This window comes from Streptomyces sp. NPDC059851, from assembly GCF_042732005.1.
Classification (GTDB): domain Bacteria; phylum Actinomycetota; class Actinomycetes; order Streptomycetales; family Streptomycetaceae; genus Streptomyces.
Map to the genome: position 1 here is coordinate 1 of NZ_JBHWJJ010000165.1, position 16,913 is coordinate 16,913.

The 16,913-nt window shown below is 72.7% G+C and carries 15 protein-coding genes; 3 read left to right on the forward strand and 12 right to left on the reverse strand.

The genetic code is table 11. From position 1 onward, the window contains the following. Window positions 1–59 precede the first annotated feature (59 nt). The 10 genes from gatB to ACFV7Q_RS34450 form a co-directional block, all read right to left on the reverse strand. Window positions 60–1,568 (reverse strand): Asp-tRNA(Asn)/Glu-tRNA(Gln) amidotransferase subunit GatB, encoded by a 1,509-nt coding sequence (gene gatB / locus ACFV7Q_RS34405; RefSeq protein ID WP_385434754.1) that lies wholly within the window; start codon window positions 1,566–1,568, stop codon window positions 60–62. A gap of 15 nt (window positions 1,569–1,583) precedes the next feature. Further along, complete coding sequence (locus ACFV7Q_RS34410) at window positions 1,584–1,823, reverse strand: hypothetical protein (protein WP_385434756.1); 240 nt, start codon at window positions 1,821–1,823, stop codon at window positions 1,584–1,586. Next, window positions 1,820–3,319 carry an Asp-tRNA(Asn)/Glu-tRNA(Gln) amidotransferase subunit GatA gene (gene gatA / locus ACFV7Q_RS34415; protein WP_385434759.1) on the reverse strand — a complete coding sequence of 500 codons (1,500 nt, stop codon included), beginning with the start codon at window positions 3,317–3,319 and terminating at the stop codon, window positions 1,820–1,822. Before gatA ends, ACFV7Q_RS34410 begins: the two co-directional genes overlap by 4 nt. A gap of 5 nt (window positions 3,320–3,324) precedes the next feature. Continuing rightward, entirely contained in the window at window positions 3,325–3,621 is a 297-nt protein-coding gene (gene gatC, locus ACFV7Q_RS34420; protein ID WP_360635970.1) for an Asp-tRNA(Asn)/Glu-tRNA(Gln) amidotransferase subunit GatC, read from the reverse strand. A 160-nt stretch (window positions 3,622–3,781) separates the two neighbouring features. Continuing rightward, on the reverse strand, window positions 3,782–5,980 hold the full coding sequence (locus ACFV7Q_RS34425) for a putative bifunctional diguanylate cyclase/phosphodiesterase (protein WP_385434761.1): 2,199 nt from the start codon (window positions 5,978–5,980) through the stop codon (window positions 3,782–3,784). A gap of 386 nt (window positions 5,981–6,366) precedes the next feature. Next, a complete protein-coding gene (gene ligA / locus ACFV7Q_RS34430) occupies window positions 6,367–8,568 on the reverse strand; it encodes an NAD-dependent DNA ligase LigA (protein ID WP_385434763.1) in 2,202 nt (733 codons plus the stop codon). 31 nt (window positions 8,569–8,599) lie between these two features. After that, entirely contained in the window at window positions 8,600–9,583 is a 984-nt protein-coding gene (locus tag ACFV7Q_RS34435; RefSeq protein ID WP_385434765.1) for a methionine synthase, read from the reverse strand. Continuing rightward, a complete protein-coding gene (locus tag ACFV7Q_RS34440; protein WP_385434767.1) occupies window positions 9,580–10,269 on the reverse strand; it encodes an SDR family oxidoreductase in 690 nt (229 codons plus the stop codon). Before ACFV7Q_RS34440 ends, ACFV7Q_RS34435 begins: the two co-directional genes overlap by 4 nt. Window positions 10,270–10,336: 67 nt before the next feature. Continuing rightward, a complete protein-coding gene (locus tag ACFV7Q_RS34445; RefSeq protein WP_385434769.1) occupies window positions 10,337–10,684 on the reverse strand; it encodes a DUF1330 domain-containing protein in 348 nt (115 codons plus the stop codon). Between the two features lie 85 nt (window positions 10,685–10,769). Then, window positions 10,770–11,741 carry a GlxA family transcriptional regulator gene (locus ACFV7Q_RS34450; RefSeq protein ID WP_385434771.1) on the reverse strand — a complete coding sequence of 324 codons (972 nt, stop codon included), beginning with the start codon at window positions 11,739–11,741 and terminating at the stop codon, window positions 10,770–10,772. Window positions 11,742–11,852: 111 nt separating this feature from the next. Here ACFV7Q_RS34450 and ACFV7Q_RS34455 point away from each other — a divergent pair, with 111 nt between their 5' ends. Then, window positions 11,853–12,782, forward strand: coding sequence for an NADP-dependent oxidoreductase (locus tag ACFV7Q_RS34455; protein WP_385434773.1), 930 nt, complete (start codon window positions 11,853–11,855; stop codon window positions 12,780–12,782). Between the two features lie 42 nt (window positions 12,783–12,824). Here the strand turns inward: ACFV7Q_RS34455 and mnmA are convergent, their stop codons facing one another. Continuing rightward, window positions 12,825–13,958, reverse strand: a complete 1,134-nt coding sequence (gene mnmA, locus ACFV7Q_RS34460; protein ID WP_385434775.1) for a tRNA 2-thiouridine(34) synthase MnmA — start codon at window positions 13,956–13,958, stop codon at window positions 12,825–12,827. A gap of 69 nt (window positions 13,959–14,027) precedes the next feature. Between mnmA and ACFV7Q_RS34465 the strand changes: the two genes are divergently transcribed. Together ACFV7Q_RS34465 and ACFV7Q_RS34470 are read left to right on the forward strand one after the other, a co-directional pair. After that, window positions 14,028–14,711 carry an N-acetylmuramoyl-L-alanine amidase gene (locus tag ACFV7Q_RS34465; RefSeq protein ID WP_385434778.1) on the forward strand — a complete coding sequence of 228 codons (684 nt, stop codon included), beginning with the start codon at window positions 14,028–14,030 and terminating at the stop codon, window positions 14,709–14,711. A gap of 82 nt (window positions 14,712–14,793) precedes the next feature. Beyond that, window positions 14,794–15,555, forward strand: a complete 762-nt coding sequence (locus ACFV7Q_RS34470; RefSeq protein WP_385434780.1) for a hypothetical protein — start codon at window positions 14,794–14,796, stop codon at window positions 15,553–15,555. Between the two features lie 38 nt (window positions 15,556–15,593). Here ACFV7Q_RS34470 and ACFV7Q_RS34475 read toward each other — a convergent pair whose 3' ends face one another. Beyond that, a complete protein-coding gene (locus ACFV7Q_RS34475) occupies window positions 15,594–16,757 on the reverse strand; it encodes a cysteine desulfurase family protein (protein ID WP_385434782.1) in 1,164 nt (387 codons plus the stop codon). Window positions 16,758–16,913: the final 156 nt, after the last annotated feature.

Consider the following 16,913-nt stretch of genomic DNA (forward strand, 5'->3'; position numbering starts at 1 on the left):
GGAACGGCCCGCTCCCCCCGGGGGGTGCGGGCCGTTCGTGTGCTGCGGGAGCCGGGTTCCTACTCGGAGACGCCGAGCTTCTCCAGGATCAGCTCCTTGACGCGGGCCGCGTCGGCCTGGCCGCGGGTGGCCTTCATGACCGCGCCGACCAGCGCGCCGACAGCGGCGATCTTGCCGCCGCGGATCTTGTCGGCGATGGCCGCGTTGCCGGCGATGGCCTCGTCCACGGCCGTGCCGAGCGCGCCCTCGTCGGAGACGACCTTCAGGCCGCGCTTCTCGACGACCTCGTCCGGGGTGCCCTCGCCGGCGAGGACGCCCTCGATGACCTGGCGGGCCAGCTTGTCGTTGAGAGAGCCGTCCGCGACCAGCGCGGCCACCCGGGCCACCTGGGCCGGGGTGATCGGCAGCTCGTCGACGGAGATGCCCTGCTCGTTGGCGTTGCGGGCCAGCTCGCCCATCCACCACTTGCGGGCGGCGGCCGGGTCGGCGCCCTCCTCGATGGTGGCGACGATGGAGTCCACCGCACCCGCGTTGAGGATGGACTGCATGTCGTGCTCGTTGACGCCCCACTCCTCGCGGAGGCGGTTGCGGCGCACGCGCGGCATCTCGGGCAGGGTCGCACGCAGCTCTTCGACCCATGCGCGGGCCGGGGCCACCGGGACGAGGTCGGGCTCCGGGAAGTACCGGTAGTCCTCGGCGTTGTCCTTGATGCGGCCGGAGGTGGTGGAGCCGTCGTCCTCGTGGAAGTGACGGGTCTCCTGCACGATCGTGCCGCCGGACGAGAGGACGGCCGCGTGCCGCTGGATCTCGAAGCGCGCCGCGCGCTCGACGGAGCGCAGCGAGTTGACGTTCTTCGTCTCCGAGCGGGTGCCGAACTCCTTCGTCCCGTTCGGGCGCAGCGACAGGTTCACGTCGCAGCGCATCTGGCCCTTGTCCATCCGGGCCTCGGAGACGCCGAGGGCCTTGATGAGCTCGCGGAGCTCGGCCACGTACGCCTTGGCGACCTCGGGGGCCCGGGCGCCCGCGCCCTCGATCGGCTTGGTGACGATCTCGATGAGCGGGATGCCGGCGCGGTTGTAGTCCAGCAGGGAGTGGGAGGCGCCGTGGATGCGGCCGGTGGCACCGCCGACGTGCAGCGACTTGCCGGTGTCCTCCTCCATGTGGGCGCGCTCGATCTCCACGCGGAAGACCTCGCCGTCCTCCAACTGGACGTCCAGGTAGCCGTTGAAGGCGATCGGCTCGTCGTACTGGGAGGTCTGGAAGTTCTTCGGCATGTCCGGATAGAAGTAGTTCTTCCGGGCGAAGCGGCACCACTCGGCGATCTCGCAGTTCAGCGCGAGGCCGATCTTGATCGCGGACTCGACGCCGGTCGCGTTGACCACCGGGAGCGAGCCGGGCAGGCCGAGACAGGTGGGGCAGGTCTGCGAGTTGGGCTCGGCGCCCAGCTCGGTGGAGCAGCCGCAGAACATCTTGGTCCTGGTGCCGAGCTCGACATGGACCTCCAGGCCCATGACGGGGTCGTACGACGCGAGGGCGTCCTCGTACGACAGCAGTTCGGTGACGGTCACAGTGAAACTTCCCTCTCAGCCCAGCAGGACGTCGTCGTCGCCGAGGCGCTTCAGCTCGCGGTACAGGATGGCGAGGCCGGTGACGATGGCGGCGGCGGACACGACCGCGTCGACCAGCTGGAGCGTGTCTTGCTCGGTGCGGGCCTTCTTGGCCTGCTTGATCACGCCGATGGCACCGAAAGCGGTGGTCGCGATCGACAGGTAGGTTCCGGACTTCGACTTCTTGAAGCCCTTGGCCTTGGACAGTGCACTCACAGGGACGGAGCCTCCTCAAGCAGCGGGTGGCCCCAGCGCTCGACGAAGGCGGCCTCGACGGCGGCACCGACCTTGTACAGCCGGTCGTCCTTCATCGCCGGGGCGATGATCTGCAGTCCGACGGGCAGGCCGTCCTCCGGCGCCAGGCCGCACGGGAGCGACATGGCGGCGTTGCCGGCCAGGTTGGTCGGGATGGTGCACAGGTCCGCGAGGTACATCGCCAGCGGGTCGTCGGTGCGCTCACCGATCGCGAAGGCGGTGGTCGGGGTCGTCGGGGAGACGATCACGTCGACCTGCTCGAAGGCCTTCTCGAAGTCCCGGCTGATCAGCGTGCGGACCTTCTGGGCCGAGCCGTAGTAGGCGTCGTAGTAGCCGGAGCTGAGGGCGTACGTGCCGAGGATGACGCGGCGCTTGACCTCGTCGCCGAAGCCCGCGTCGCGGGTGAGGGCGGTGACCTCCTCGGCGGACTTCGTGCCGTCGTCGCCGACGCGCAGGCCGTAGCGCATGGCGTCGAAGCGGGCCAGGTTCGAGGAGCACTCGGACGGCGCGATCAGGTAGTACGCGGCCATCGCGAGGTCGAAGGACGGGCAGTCCAGCTCGACGACCTCGGCACCGAGCTCCTTGAGCAGCTCGACGGACTCGTCGAAGCGCTGCAGCACGCCGGCCTGGTAGCCCTCGCCGCGGAACTGCTTGACGACGCCGACGCGCATGCCGGCGACGGAGCCGTTGCGGGCCGCCTCGACGACCGGCGGGACCGGGGCGTCGATGGAGGTGGAGTCCAGCGGGTCGTGGCCGGCGATGACCTCGTGCAGCAGCGCCGCGTCCAGGACCGTACGGGCGCACGGGCCGCCCTGGTCGAGGGAGGAGGAGAAGGCGACCATGCCGTAGCGGGAGACGCCGCCGTACGTGGGCTTCACGCCGACGGTGCCGGTGACGGAGGCGGGCTGGCGGATGGAGCCACCGGTGTCGGTGCCGATCGCCAGGGGCGCCTGGAAGGCGGCCAGCGCGGCCGCGGAGCCGCCGCCGGAGCCGCCGGGGACGCGGGTGAGGTCCCACGGGTTGGAGGTGGGGCCGTAGGCGCTGTTCTCGGTGGAGGAGCCCATGGCGAACTCGTCCATGTTGGTCTTGCCGAGGATGACGACGTCGGCTTCCTTCAGCTTGCGCGTCAGGGTGGCGTCGTACGGCGGGATCCAACCTTCGAGGATCTTCGAGCCCACGGTGGTCGGGACCCCGACCGTGGTGAAGATGTCCTTGAGGGCCAGCGGGACGCCGGCCAGCGGGCCGAGTTCCTCGCCGCGCTCTCGCTTGGCGTCGACGGCACGGGCCTGGGCCAGGGCGCCTTCGCGGTCGACGTGGAGGAAGGCGTGGACCTTCTCGTCGGTCGCGTCGATGCGGGCCAGGTGGGCCTCGGTGACCTCGACGGCCGTGAGCTCGCCCGAGGCGATCTTCTCGGCGGTCTCGGCGGCCGTGAGCTTGATGATGTTGGTGTCAGCCATGGTGATTAGTCCTCCCCCAGGATCTGCGGCACCTTGAAACGCTGCTGCTCCTGGGCGGGGGCGCCGGAGAGCGCCTGCGCGGGGGTGAGCGACGGTCGGACCTCGTCCGCGCGCATGACGTTGGTCAGCGGCAGCGGGTGGGAGGTCGGCGGGACGTCTTGGTCGGCGACCTCGGACACGCGGGCGACCGCGCCGATGATGTCGTCGAGCTGTCCGGCGAAGTGATCGAGCTCTTCGTTGGACAATTCCATACGTGCCAGCCGAGCGAGGTGGGCGACCTCCTCGCGCGAAATGCCAGGCATGCAGCGATCCTCTGGGGGTGGTGAGTGAGTGGTTTCGTGCCCAATCCTATGGGGCCGGGCCCCTGAGCCACGAAACCGATTCCTCCCACGGACGGCCGGGAGCCCCCCGGCGGGCCGGTTCCGCCGCCGGGGCTGCGGGTCCGGGACCGGGGGGCACGGTTTACGGGGCCGGGGACTCCGCCTTGGCCGGAGCCGAGGAGAGCTCGCGCGTGATGTCCGCGGGGCGGCGCCAGCCGCGCTCGCCGCGGGCCAGCAGCCAGGCCGTGGCCTCCTGCGGGGGCATGGCGGCCGCGACCAGCCAGCCCTGGACGGCGTCGCACCCCAGGTCCCGCAGCCGCTCCCAGGTCTCGTCGTCCTCCACGCCCTCGGCGACGACGAGCAGACCCAGGGAGTGGGCGAGGTCCACGGTGCAGCGCACGATCTCCGCGTCCTGGGCGTCGACCGCGAGCCGCGCCACGAAGGAGCGGTCGATCTTCAGCTCGCTGACCGGGAGCCGGCGCAGGTGGACCAGGGAGGAGTAGCCGGTGCCGAAGTCGTCCAGGGACATCTTCACGCCGTGGCCGGTCAGGCCGGCCATGGTGTCCGCGGCCCGCTGCGGGTCCTCCAGCAGCACGTGTTCCGTTATCTCCAGTTGGAGGCCGCTCGCCGGGACGCCGTGCCGGGCGAGCCGTGCCGCGACGGCGCCGGCGAAGCCGGGGGTGTGGACGTCGCGCGGCGAGACGTTGACCGCCACCGGGACCTTCAGGCCCTGCGCCCGCCAGCGGGCCACTTGGGCGAGGGCGGTTTCCAGCACGTACTCGGTGAGGTGGGGCATCAGCCCCGAGGTCTCGGCGATCGCGATGAACTCGTCCGGGGAGACCCGCCCGCGCTCGGGGTGCACCCAGCGCACCAGCGCCTCCAGCCCGGCCACCTGCCCGTCGAAGCGGACCTTCGGCTGGTAGTGGAGTTCCACCTCGCCGGCGTCGAGGGCGCGGCGCAGGTCACCGAGGAGGCCGAGCCGGTCGGGCGTGTTGCTGTCGCGCTTGGACTCGTACACCTCCACACCCGTGCGGTCGCGCTTCGCCTGGTACATGGCCACGTCGGCACGCCGCAGCAGCCCCTCCGCGTCCAGGGCGTGGTCGGGGAAGACGGCGAGGCCTGCGCTGGCCTCCAGGACGAGGGTGAGACCGTCCAGGTCGAGCGGCGAGCTGAGCTCGGCGACCAGGTGGCGGGCGACCCGCTGGGCGCTGGTGGTGGAGTCGGTGACGGGGAGCAGGACGGCGAACTCGTCGCCGCCGAGCCGCGCGGCCTCCGCCTCCTCGGGCAGGGCCTGCCGCAGCCGATCGGCGATCTGGAGCAGCAGCCGGTCGCCCGCGAGGTGGCCGAGGGTGTCGTTGACCGCACGGAACCGGTCCAGGTCGATCAGCACCAGAGCCGACCGCGTGCCCGAACGTTCGGCCTCGTCCAGTGCGGACCAGGCCCGCTCCAGCAGCCACTGCCGGTTCGGCAGGCCGGTCAGGGGGTCCCGCAACTGCTCCTCGGCGCGCGCCCGGGCGATCCACAGGGTGGAGTCCAGGGCGATCAGCGGCACGGCGAACAGCGGCAGCAGTACCGGCTGCGCAACGGCCACCACGCAGATCAGCGGGGCGATGCCGAGCAGGGCGACCGCCACTAAGGCCTGTCGGAGCAGCGCCGTCCGGGCCGCGGTCCGCAGGCCGCCGCCGCGCGGCGTCAGTGAGAGCCACAGCAGCAACCGGCTGGCCAGCAGGTAGGACACGGCGACCAGGACGACCTCGGGGGCGGCCTCCAGCCCCCAGCCGGTGGGCCTCCAGGGCGATTCGACGGTGGGCGTCTCCCCGAAGGCGGCGAGCACGAGGGCCCCCGCGCCGATGCCGAGGATGTCGGCGGCGCCGTGCAGCAGGCCCTGTCGCCAGCGGTGCCGGCGCGCGGCCCCGACCAGGGTGACCACGGCGAGGGAGACGAGCCCGGCGGGCACCCAGCCGTAGAGGAGGAGCACGCCGAGGGTCAGGGCGGCGCCGGATCCGGTGCCGCCCCACCAGCGGTCCCGGCCGAGTGCGACCAGGTGGCCGACGATGATGCCGGTCAGGAGGGCGAGCGCCCAGCCGACCGTGCCCCCGGGGAACAGGGCGTGACGGTCGGTCAGCGTGGTGGCGATGCCCGCCACCAGGACCACGGCGGCCAGGCCCACGACGGTGAAGGGCAGCACGGTGCGCTGCTTCGCCCCGCCCGGTCCCGCTCCGGTGTCGAGCGGGCGCCGGTCCCGTGTCCCGGCACGCAGGACCCCGGGCCGGCCCGTCCGCATGGGCGGGATCTCCCCGCCGAAATCAGGTGACGGGTCGGCGCTTTCGGTGGGTTTCATGCCCGTCCCTCTCACAGCCGGCACTGCCGATGCCACGCGATGGCCCCGATGTCATGCCATCACGGCTGGATTCGCATCCCGCAGCCGTGCACGACAGGCGCACCCCTCAACAGTAGGACGCGAGAGGCTCCCAGGGGCACCGGTCGGCGGCGGTTGCCCGAATGCGACCCAGCCATCCTCATCAGTACGGTATCCGCCGAACAGGTGAGTTGGGACCAGGACCCCCGGGTCACCCATCCGATGATCCGACAGCTCACTGCCCTGGCAACAGCCTTGTACCGGCCGTTTGCACCGCCCGTTGCGCCGGGCGTGCGCCCGCCCGTACGGCCGTACGCCACGCATCCGTTCGTCTCCCCCGGTTGCCGGGGCGGGCTCGTCCGACCGTGCTACTCCGCTGCGGCGCCGCCGTCCACCGGGAGCGCCGCCTCGCGTGCCGCGTCGGGGCCCTGCTCCAGCAGCACGGCGAAACCCGCCTCGTCGAGAATGGCCAGCTTCAGCTGCACCGCCTTGTCGTACTTCGAGCCCGGGTTGTCGCCGACCACGACGAAGGAGGTCTTCTTGGAGACCGATCCGGTCACCTTGGCGCCCCGGCTCTGCAGCGCGTCCTTCGCCCCGTCGCGGGTGTGGTTCTGCAGGGTGCCGGTGACGACGACGGTGAGGCCCTCCAGGGGGCGCGGCCCCTCCTCCTCGCCGGAACCCTCCTCCTCCATCCGGACCCCGGCCGCCCGCCACTTGCGCAGGATCTCCTGGTGCCAGTCGACGGCGAACCACTCCTTGAGGGAGGCCGCGATGATCGGACCGACGCCCTCGGTGGTGGCGAGTTCCTCCTCGGTGGCCTGCTGGATCCGCTCGATGGACCGGAATTCGCGGGCCAGCGCCTCGGCGGCCACCGGGCCGACGTGGCGGATCGACAGGCCGTTGATGACGCGGGCGAGCGGCCGGTCCTTGGCGGCGGCGATGTTCTCCAGCATCGCCAGGGTGTTCTTCTTCGGCTCGCCCTTCTGGTTGGCGAAGACCGTGACGATCTTCTCCTCGCCGGTCTTCGGGTCGTGCTTGGGCAGCCCGCTGTCGGGGTCGAGTACGTACGCCTTGATGGGCAGCAGCTGCTCGACCGTCAGGTCGAACAGGTCGCCCTCGTCGACCATCGGCGGCCGGGCCGGCTCCAGTGGCCGGGTGAGCGCGGCGGCGGCCACCGCACCGAAGTTCTCGATGTCCAGGCACTGGCGGCCGGCGAGGTAGAACAGCCGCTCGCGCAGCTGGGCCGGGCAGGTCTGCCCGTTGGGGCAGCGGAGGTCGATGTCGCCCTCCTTCATCGGACGCAGCGGGGTGCCGCACTCGGGGCACTCGGCCGGCATCACGAACTCCCGCTCGGTGCCGTCGCGCAGGTCCACGACGGGGCCGAGGATCTCGGGGATGACGTCGCCCGCCTTGCGCAGCACGACGGTGTCGCCGATGAGGACGCCCTTGGCCTTGACGACGTCTTGGTTGTGCAGGGTGGCGAACTCGACCTCGGACCCGGCCACCGTCACCGGCTCCACCTGCGCGTACGGGGTCACGCGCCCCGTACGGCCGACGCCGACCTTGATGTCCACCAGCTTGGTGTTGACCTCTTCCGGCGCGTACTTCCAGGCGATGGCCCAGCGCGGCGCGCGCGCGGTGGAGCCCAGCCGGCCCTGCAGCGGGATCTCGTCGAGCTTGACGACGACGCCGTCGATCTCGTGCTCCACGGAGTGGCGGTTCTCGCCGAACCGGACGATGAACTCCCGGACTTCCTCCAGGCTGCCCACGACCGCGTTGTGCCGGGCGGTGGGCAGTCCCCACTCCTGCAACAGCGCGTACGCCTCGGACAGGCGGCCGATCTCGAAGCCCTGGCGGGCGCCGAGGCCGTGCACCACCATGTGCAGCGGCCGGGTGGCGGTGACCTTCGGGTCCTTCTGGCGCAGGGAACCGGCCGCCGCGTTGCGCGGGTTGGCGAAGGGCTTGTCCCCGGCCTCGACCAGCCGGGCGTTGAGCTCCTCGAACTTCTCCATCGGGAAGAAGACCTCGCCCCGGATCTCCACCAGCGCCGGGATCCGGTCACCCTTGAGCCGGTCCGGGATCTCCGCGATGGTGCGCACGTTCGGGGTGATGTCCTCGCCGGTGCGGCCGTCGCCGCGGGTGGCGGCCCGGGTGAGCCGCCCGTTCTCGTACGTGAGGTTGACGGCGAGGCCGTCCACCTTGAGCTCGCACAGGTAGTGGTACGTCGAGGAGCCCACGTCCCGGGCGACGCGGTCGGCCCAGGCCGCGAGCTCCTCGTCGTCGAAGGCGTTGTCGAGGGACATCATCCGCTCGCGGTGCTGGACGGAGGCGAAGTCCGTCTCGTACGACCCGGCCACCTTCTGGGTGGGCGAGTCGGGCGTGCGCAGCTCCGAGTACTGCTCCTCCAGCGCCTCCAGGGAGCGCAGCAGCTGGTCGAACTCGGCGTCGCTGATGACCGGCTGGTCGTTCACGTAGTACCGGAAGCGGTGCTCCTCGACCTGCTCGGCGAGCAGCTGGTGCTGCTCGCGCACCGCCGCCGGTACCGCCGTGTCCTGCTGTTCGGCTGCCATGCCGTGTCCTCCCGTGCCCCGTCTCGGTCCGTCACTCAGGGTTGTCGGCGAGCGATCTCGCCGCCCTGACGCAGTGCGCCTGCACCGCGCGGGCGTAGGCGGGCGAGGCGCCCGCCAGACCGCACGCCGGGGTGACCACGACGGACTCCGCCAGAGCCCCCGGAGCCAGCCCCAGCCTGCGCCAAAGCTTCCTGACACCCATGACGCTACCGCCCGGGTCCGACAACGGGGCATCGGTGCCCGGCACCACTCCGGCGAAGAGTTTCACACCGCTCTCGACGGCTTCGCCGAGGGCGTCGTCCTCGCGCTCCGTGAGCAGGGAGAAATCGAACGACACCCCCGCGGCGCCGGCGCGCCGCAGCATGTCGAAGGGGACCTGCGGGGCGCAGGAGTGCACGATCACCTCGCCGTCGTGCACGGCGAACAGCTCGCGCAGGGTGCCTTCGACCACCTGCCGGTCCACGGCCCGGTAGGTCCGGTACCCGCTGGCGGTGCGCACCCGTCCGCTCAGCACCGCGGTCAGCGACGGCTCGTCGAACTGCAGGACGATCTCGGCGCCGGGGATCCGCTTGCGCACGTCGGCGAGGTGTCCGCGCAGCCCCTCGGCGAGCGAAGCGGCGAGGTCGCGGCAGGCGCCTGCGTCCCGGAGCATCGCCTCGCCGCCGTGCAGTTCCAGGGCGGCGGCCAGGGTCCACGGGCCGACGGCCTGGATCTTGAGCTTCCCCTCGTGGCCCTGGGTGAACTCCTCCAGGGCGTCGAGGTCCTCGCCGAGCCAGGACCGGGAGCGCCGGGTGTCGCGGCCGGGGCGGTCGCTGATCCGCCAACCACTGGGCTCGACACGGGCGTACAGGTCCACGAGCAGCCCGAGCGAGCGGCCGATCATGTCGGCGCCGGGCCCGCGGGCGGGCAGCTCGGGCAGGTACGGGAACTCCTCGAAGGACCCGGTGGCGGTCTTGGCGGCCTCGCGGGCGTCGCCGCCGGGCAGGGAGCCGATGCCGGTGGCGCTCGCGGTCACCGGCCGGGCCTCACGGACAGGTCGTTGACCTCGGCGTCGCGGGGCAGGTCGACGGCCATCAGGATCGTGGTGGCCACGGACTCCGGGTCGATCCACGCGGAGGGGTCGTACTCCTTGCCCTCCTGCGAGTGCACCTTGGCCTGCATCGCGGTGGCGGTGCGGCCCGGGTAGACGGAGGTGACCCGGATGCCGTTGGCCCGCTCCTCGGCGCGCAGCGCGTCGGCGAGCGCCTTGAGGCCGTGCTTGGAGGCGGCGTACGCGCTCCAGTCGGCGTGGGCGGTCAGGCCGGCGCCGGAATTCACGAAGACGACGGTGGCCTTGGAGACGCGCAGGGTCGGCAGGAGCAGCCGGGTGAGCTCGGCGGGCGCGACCAGGTTCACGTTCAGCTGCTGGTGCCAGGTCTTGGTGCTCAGCTCCCCCACCGGCCCGAGGTCGACGACGCCGGCGATGTGCAGCAGGGAGTCGATCCGGTCGGGGACGGCCTGGTGGGAGAAGGCCCACGACAGCCGGTCGGGGTCGGCGAGGTCCCCGACGAGCGTGCGGGCGCCGGGGTAGCGCTCGACGAGCTGCCGGGCGCGGGCGGCGTCACGGGCGAGCAGGACCAGGTCGTCGCCGCGGGCGTGCAGCCGGTCGGCGACGGCGGCGCCGATGCCGGCCCCGGCCCCGGTGATCAGATGAGTAGCCATACCGCCCATGCTCGCACCCCGAGGCCCCACCCCCGCTCCCCGGCCCGCGCGCCCGGCCGCGGCGGCGTCACAGGCCTGCTTCCTTGCGGATCCGGGCGGCGGTGCGGGTGGCGTCGTAGGTGGGCGGGACGCCCTCGGCGAGGAAGACGTCGCCCTCGATGTGGCGGGTGCGCAGGGGGAGGATCTCCTGGTAGGCCTCCGAGGCGTACCAGGCGCGGGCGCGCTCCATGTCCGGGAAGGCGATGATCACGAGGCTGCTGGTGAAGGACCCCTCCAGGACTTCGACCGGGCCGCCGCCGTGGACGAGGAAGCGGCCCCCGAAGGGGTCCATCGTGGCCTGGATGGTCTCGATGTAGCGGAGGATGTCCTCGTTCATCGTCTCGGGACGGATGTGGCCGATGGCGTAGGCGGTCATGGTGTTCCCCCAACTTCCGTGTGGTGCGCGGGCTGTTGGGGTCATCGTTGCAAGGGGCGGGCGGGCGCGTCGATGACCTGTGGGGTCATGCCGCCGCGGCGGCCGGGCGGAACGCGCGGCGGTAGGCGATCGGTGAGGTGCCGAGGGAGCTGCGCATGTGCTGGCGCAGGGAGTTGGCGGAGCCGAAGCCGGAGCGGTGGGCGACGAGGTCCACGGGGAGGTCGCTGGATTCCAGCAAGTGCCGTGCCACGTCGAGGCGTTGGGCGGTCAACCACTGCACGGGGGTCATGCCGACCTCGTCGCGGAAGCGCCGGGTGAAGGTGCGCAGGCTCATCCGGGCCTGCTCGGCGAGCTGGCCCAGGGTGAGCGGCTCGTGGAGGTGTTCCAGGGCCCAGGCGCGGGCCTCGGTGGTGGTGGCGACGGTCGGTTCCGGGACGGGCCGGTCGATGTACTGGGCCTGGCCGCCATCGCGCCACGGCGGTACGACGCACAGCCGGGCGGCGCGGTTGGCGACGGCGGTGCCGTGGTCGGCGCGCACCAGGTAGAGGCAGAGGTCGATGCCGGCGGCGACGCCGGCGGAGGTGAGGACGTCGCCGTCATCGACGAAGAGGACGTCCTCGTCGACCTTGATCCGCGGGAAGGCCCGCCGGAATTCCGGTGCGTGCACCCAGTGCGTGGTGGCGGTGCGCCCGTCGAGCATCCCGGCGGCGGCGAGGACCTCGGAGCCGGTGCAGATGGAGACGGTGCGGGCGCCGGGGCGGATCCGGTCCAGGGCCTCGGCGAGGGGCTGCGGCAGGGGCTCGCCGCGCAGCAGGCCGGGCATGCCGTGGGTGGGCGGGACGATCACGGTGTCCGCGAGGGCGAGGGCCTCCGGCCCGGCGGTGACGCCGATGGTGAAGCCCGCGTCGCTGGCCACGGGCAGGCCGTCGGCGGTGCAGACGGTGACCTCGTACAGGGGGCTGCCGTCCTCGGCGAGGGCGTTGCCGAAGACCCTCGACGGCATGCCGAGCTCGAAGGGGGCGACGCCCGGGAGGGCGAGTACGGCCACACGGTGCATGGCCAGATTCTGTCACATGGTGGCCATCCGGCCACCACCACGCGGGTCGGCAGGGCCCCAAGCTGGTGTCAGCCGGGAGAACCGGCACAGAACACGAGCAAGGAGACATTCATGCGTGCCGTCGTCGTCAGCCAGTGGGGCGGTCCCGAGGTCCTCACCGAGGTCGAGACGGCCCGGCCGGAGCCGGGCCTGAACGAGGTCCTGGTGCGGGTCCGCGCCGCCGGGGTGAACCCGGTGGACTGGAAGACCCGGGCCAGCGGTGCCCTGATCGGCTGGGGTGAGGTTCCGATGGTGGGCTGGGACGTCTCGGGCACCGTCGAGGCGGTCGGCCCGGGCGTGACGCTGTACCGCCCGGGCGACGAGGTGTACGGCATGCCGCACTTCCCGCGGCAGGCGGGCGGGTACGCCGAGTACGTGGTCGCCCCGGCCCGGCACTTCGCCCGCAAGCCGGCCTCCTTGGACCACGTGCAGGCGGCCGCGCTGCCGCTGGCGGCGCTGACCGCGTGGCAGGCCCTGGTGGACGGCGCGGACGTGCGGCCGGGCGAGCGCGTGCTGGTGCACGCGGCGGCCGGCGGCGTCGGGCACCTGGCCGTGCAGATCGCCAAGGCGCGCGGCGCGTACGTGATCGGCACCGCGAGCGCGGCCAAGCACGCGCTGCTGCGCGAGCTGGGCGCCGACGAACTCGTCGACTACCGGACGCAGGACTTCACCGAGGTCGTCGCGGACGTGGACGTGGTGCTGGACGCCCTGGGCGGCGAGGTCGCGCGGCGGTCGCTGGAGGTGCTGAAGCCGGGCGGGCGCCTGGTGTCGCTGCCGGGCCCGGACGACGTCCCGGCCGGGGCCGCGGAGCGCGGGGTGCACGCGACCTGGACGCTGGTCGAGCCGGACCGCAAGGGCCTGGAGGAGATCGCCGCCCTGGCCGACCGCGGGCAGCTCAGGCCGCTGGTCGAGACGGTGCTGCCGCTGGGGCGGGCGGCGAAGGCCCACGAGATCGGCGAGCAGGGCCGCACCACCGGCAAGATCGTCCTTACGGTGGGCTGACCGCCCGCTCCCCCGGCCGGGGGCGGCCGGGGGCGGCCGGCGTCAGACGGACGCCGCGGTCGCCCGGGTGGTCGTGGCGATGGTGGCGGAGCCGACGACGCGGGTGCCGTCGTACAGCACGATCGCCTGGCCGGGGGCCACGCCGCGGACCGGCTCGGTGAAGCGCACCCGCAGTTCGCCGTCCACGACCTCGGCGAAGACCTCGGTCTCGCCGCCGTGGGCGCGCAGCTGCGCGGTGTACGTGCCCGGGGCGGCGGGCGTGGAGCCGCACCAGCGGGGGCGGATCGCGGTGAGGGCGCTGACGTCGAGGGCCTCGGCGGGGCCGACGGTGACCGTGTTGTTCACCGGGGAGATGTCGAGGACGTAGCGCGGCTTGCCGTCGGGGGCCGGGTGGCCGATGCGCAGGCCCTTGCGCTGGCCGATGGTGAAGCCGTAGGCGCCGTCGTGGGTGCCGACCTTGGCGCCCGCCTCGTCGACGATGTCGCCCTCGGCCTTGCCCAGGCGCCGCGCGAGGAAGCCCTGGGTGTCGCCGTCGGCGATGAAGCAGATGTCGTGGCTGTCGGGCTTCTTCGCGACGGCGAGGCCGCGGCGCTCCGCCTCGGCGCGGATCTCCTCCTTGGTGGTGATCGTGTCGCCGAGCGGGAACAGCGCGTGGGCGAGCTGCTTCTCGTCGAGGACGCCGAGGACGTACGACTGGTCCTTGGCCATGTCGGAGGCGCGGTGCAGCTCGCGGCTGCCGTCGTCGTTGACCACGACCGTCGCGTAGTGGCCGGTGCAGACGGCGTCGAAGCCGAGGGCGAGGGCCTTGTCGAGCAGCGCCGCGAACTTGATCTTCTCGTTGCAGCGCAGGCAGGGGTTCGGGGTGCGCCCGGCCTCGTACTCGGAGATGAAGTCCTCGACGACGTCCTCGCGGAAGCGCTCGGCGAGGTCCCAGCAGTAGAAGGGGATGCCGATGACGTCGGCGGCGCGGCGGGCGTCGCGGGAGTCCTCGATGGTGCAGCAGCCGCGGGCGCCGGTCCGGAAGGACTGGGGGTTGGCGGAGAGCGCCAGGTGGACCCCGGTCACGTCGTGCCCGGCTTCGACCGCTCGGGCCGCTGCGACGGCGGAGTCCACGCCGCCGGACATGGCGGCCAGGACGCGGAGGGGACGGTCGGTGCGCGGCAGGTTCTCAGTCATAGCGCCTTCCAGAGTACGGGGGAACCGTCCGGGCTCACAGTGCGTTGTCGGGTGCAGGGGGTGGATCACATGGCGGACAAGGGTGCGGCGACGGGGGCCACGGGCCGGGCGGGCAAGGGCAGGACCCGCCGGGCGGTGTTGTTCGGGGGGCTCGGGATCCTCGCGGTGGCGGGTGTCGCCGGGGCCGACGAGGTGCGGCGGCTGTGGTGGGTGCTGCCCGGGGTGTCCAAGCCGCGCAAGGAGGGCGAGCTGGACTACGCGGGCGCGGGGTGGACGGCGGCCTCGCCGGCGAACTGGCGGATGGCGGACCGGCCGGACGACTACCGGGTGGACCGCATCGTGGTGCATGTGACGCAGGGCGGCTTCGCGTCCTCGGTGGACGCCTTCAAGAACCCGTGGCACAAGGCGTCGGCGCACTACATAGTCCGCCAGGACGGCCATGTGGAGCAGATGGTGCGCGAGCTGGACGTCGCCTTCCACTCCGGGAACCGCTCGATGAACGAGCGGAGCATCGGCATCGAGCACGTGGGCTACGTGGAGCGGCCGAAGGACTTCACGGAGGCGATGTACGCGTCCTCGGCCCGGCTGGCCGCCGACATCTGCCGGAGGTACCGCATACCGGTGGACCGCAAGCACTTCGTGGCGCACTCCGAGGTCCCGGGCACCGACCACACGGACCCGGGTCCGCACTGGGACTGGGACAAGTACCTGCGCCTGGTGCGGGCCGAGGTCGACCGGAGCGGCCCCGCCTGAGCCGGGGGCCGGCCCGGGGCTGCGGAGCCCGCCCGCCCGGCCTACGCTGATCTTGGGGCTGCCCCGCGTCGGAGGTGAGGCGATGTCCAAACTGGCGGTAGCGGTGGCGGCGGCCGGCACCCTGCTGGTGGGGCTGGCGGCGCCGGGCGGGAACGGCATAGAGGACGAGCCCGCCCATGTGATCGCGGAGAAGGGGCGGCAGTCGCTCCTCACCGCCCGGTCCCTGCACTGGGAGGGGCAGACCAAGGACGCGACGGGGACCTATGTCGTGGACTTCCACCTCGACACGGAGGGCAACTGCACCGGAACCGTCGACGTGCTTCCGAAGGGGGGCCGCCTGGAGATCATCAAGCGCGGTCAGGACGTCTGGATGAAACCGGATGCGGTGTTCCTGAAGGCCCAGCTCCCGGGGCAGACCGGCAAGGACATGGCCGACGTGCTGGACGGACGGTGGATGCACGGCCACGCCGACGACGCCTCGCTCCGCGAGTTCTCCGCCTCGTGCGACGTGGCCCACCTCCAGCGCGAGTACATGCCGGAGCCGTTCACCGCGGCCGACGACGTGGAGAAGGGCGCCAAGGCCCTCGTCAAGGGCAAGCCCGCGATCACGGTCACCGGCCGCTCCGGGGACGACTGGGCCACGTTCTACGTCGCCACCGAGGGCAAGCCCTACCTGCTCCGCATCCAGGGGCAGATCGGCGCCACGCAGGGGGAGGCCGACTTCTCGGAGTACGACGAGCCGGTCCCGACCAGGACCCCGCCGCCGGCCCAGAGCGTCGACGTGTCCGACCTGCAGACGGCCGGGACGCGCCCGGCCGGCGGGGCGTGCCGGGCGGGTTGCTAGTGCTGGGGCCGGAGCGGTGAGCCCCTCCGGCCGCGTGCCTAGCTCAGGCCTGCCGTGCGGGCGCGCTCCACTGCCGGGCCGATGGCCGCGGCAAGGGCGGCGACGTCCTCCGCGGTGGAGGTGTGGCCGAGGGAGAAGCGCAGGGTCCCGCGGGCGAGCTGCGGGTCGGTGCCGGTGGCCAGCAGGACGTGGCTGGGCTGGGCCACGCCGGCGGTGCAGGCGGAGCCGGTGGAGCACTCGATGCCCTGGGCGTCGAGCAGGAGCAGGAGGGAGTCGCCCTCGCAGCCGGGGAAGCTGAAGTGGGCGTTGGCCGGGAGCCGGTTGTCGGGGTCCCCGCCGAGGACGGCGTCGGGCACGGCTGCGCGCACGGCGCGGATCAGCTCGTCCCGCAGGTGCCCGATCTCGGCGGCGAACCGCTCGCGCCGCTCGGCGGCGAGGACGGCGGCCACCGCGAAGGCGGCGACGGCCGGCACGTCGAGGGTGCCGGAGCGCACGTGTCGCTCCTGGCCGCCGCCGTGCAGGACGGGTACGGGGGTCTGGTCGCGGCCGAGCAACAGCGCGCCGATGCCGTACGGGCCGCCGATCTTGTGGCCGCTGACGGTCATCGCGGCGAGGCCGCTGTCGCCGAAGCGGACGTCGAGCTGACCCACGGCCTGGACCGCGTCGGAGTGCAGCGGGACGCCGAACTCGCGGGCCGTTCCGGCGAGTTCACGGACCGGCATGACGGTGCCGATCTCGTTGTTGGCCCACATCACGGTGGCCAGGGCCACGTCGTCGGGGTTGCGGGCGATGGCCGCGCGCAGGTCCTCCGGGGCGACCCGGCCGTAGCGGTCCACCGGCAGGTATTCGACCTGCGCGCCCTCGTGCTCGGCGAGCCAGTGCACGGCGTCGAGGACGGCGTGGTGCTCGACGGGGCTGGCGAGCACCCGGGTGCGGGCGGGGTCCTGGCTGCGGCGGGCCCAGTACAGGCCCTTGACGGCGAGGTTGTCGGCCTCGGTCCCGCCGGCGGTGAAGACCACCTCGCTGGGGCGGGCGCCGAGTGCCTCGGCGAGTGCCTCGCGGGCCTCCTCGACGGTACGGCGGGCGCGGCGGCCGGCGGCGTGCAGGGAGGACGCGTTCCCCGTGACGGCGAACTGCGCGGTCATCGCCGCAGCGGCCTCCGGGAGCATCGGGGTGGTTGCGGCGTGGTCGAGGTAGGCCATGATCCTCTGATTCTACGAGCCCCCCGGCACCCGGGGCCCACGCCGCCCCCGCCCCCGCCCCCTAGGGCCTGTTGTGAAAGTGCTGGTCATAGCCATTCGTTGATGGCTGCGACCAGCACGGTCGCTTCGTAGCGGACGGCGAGTTTGTCGTACCGG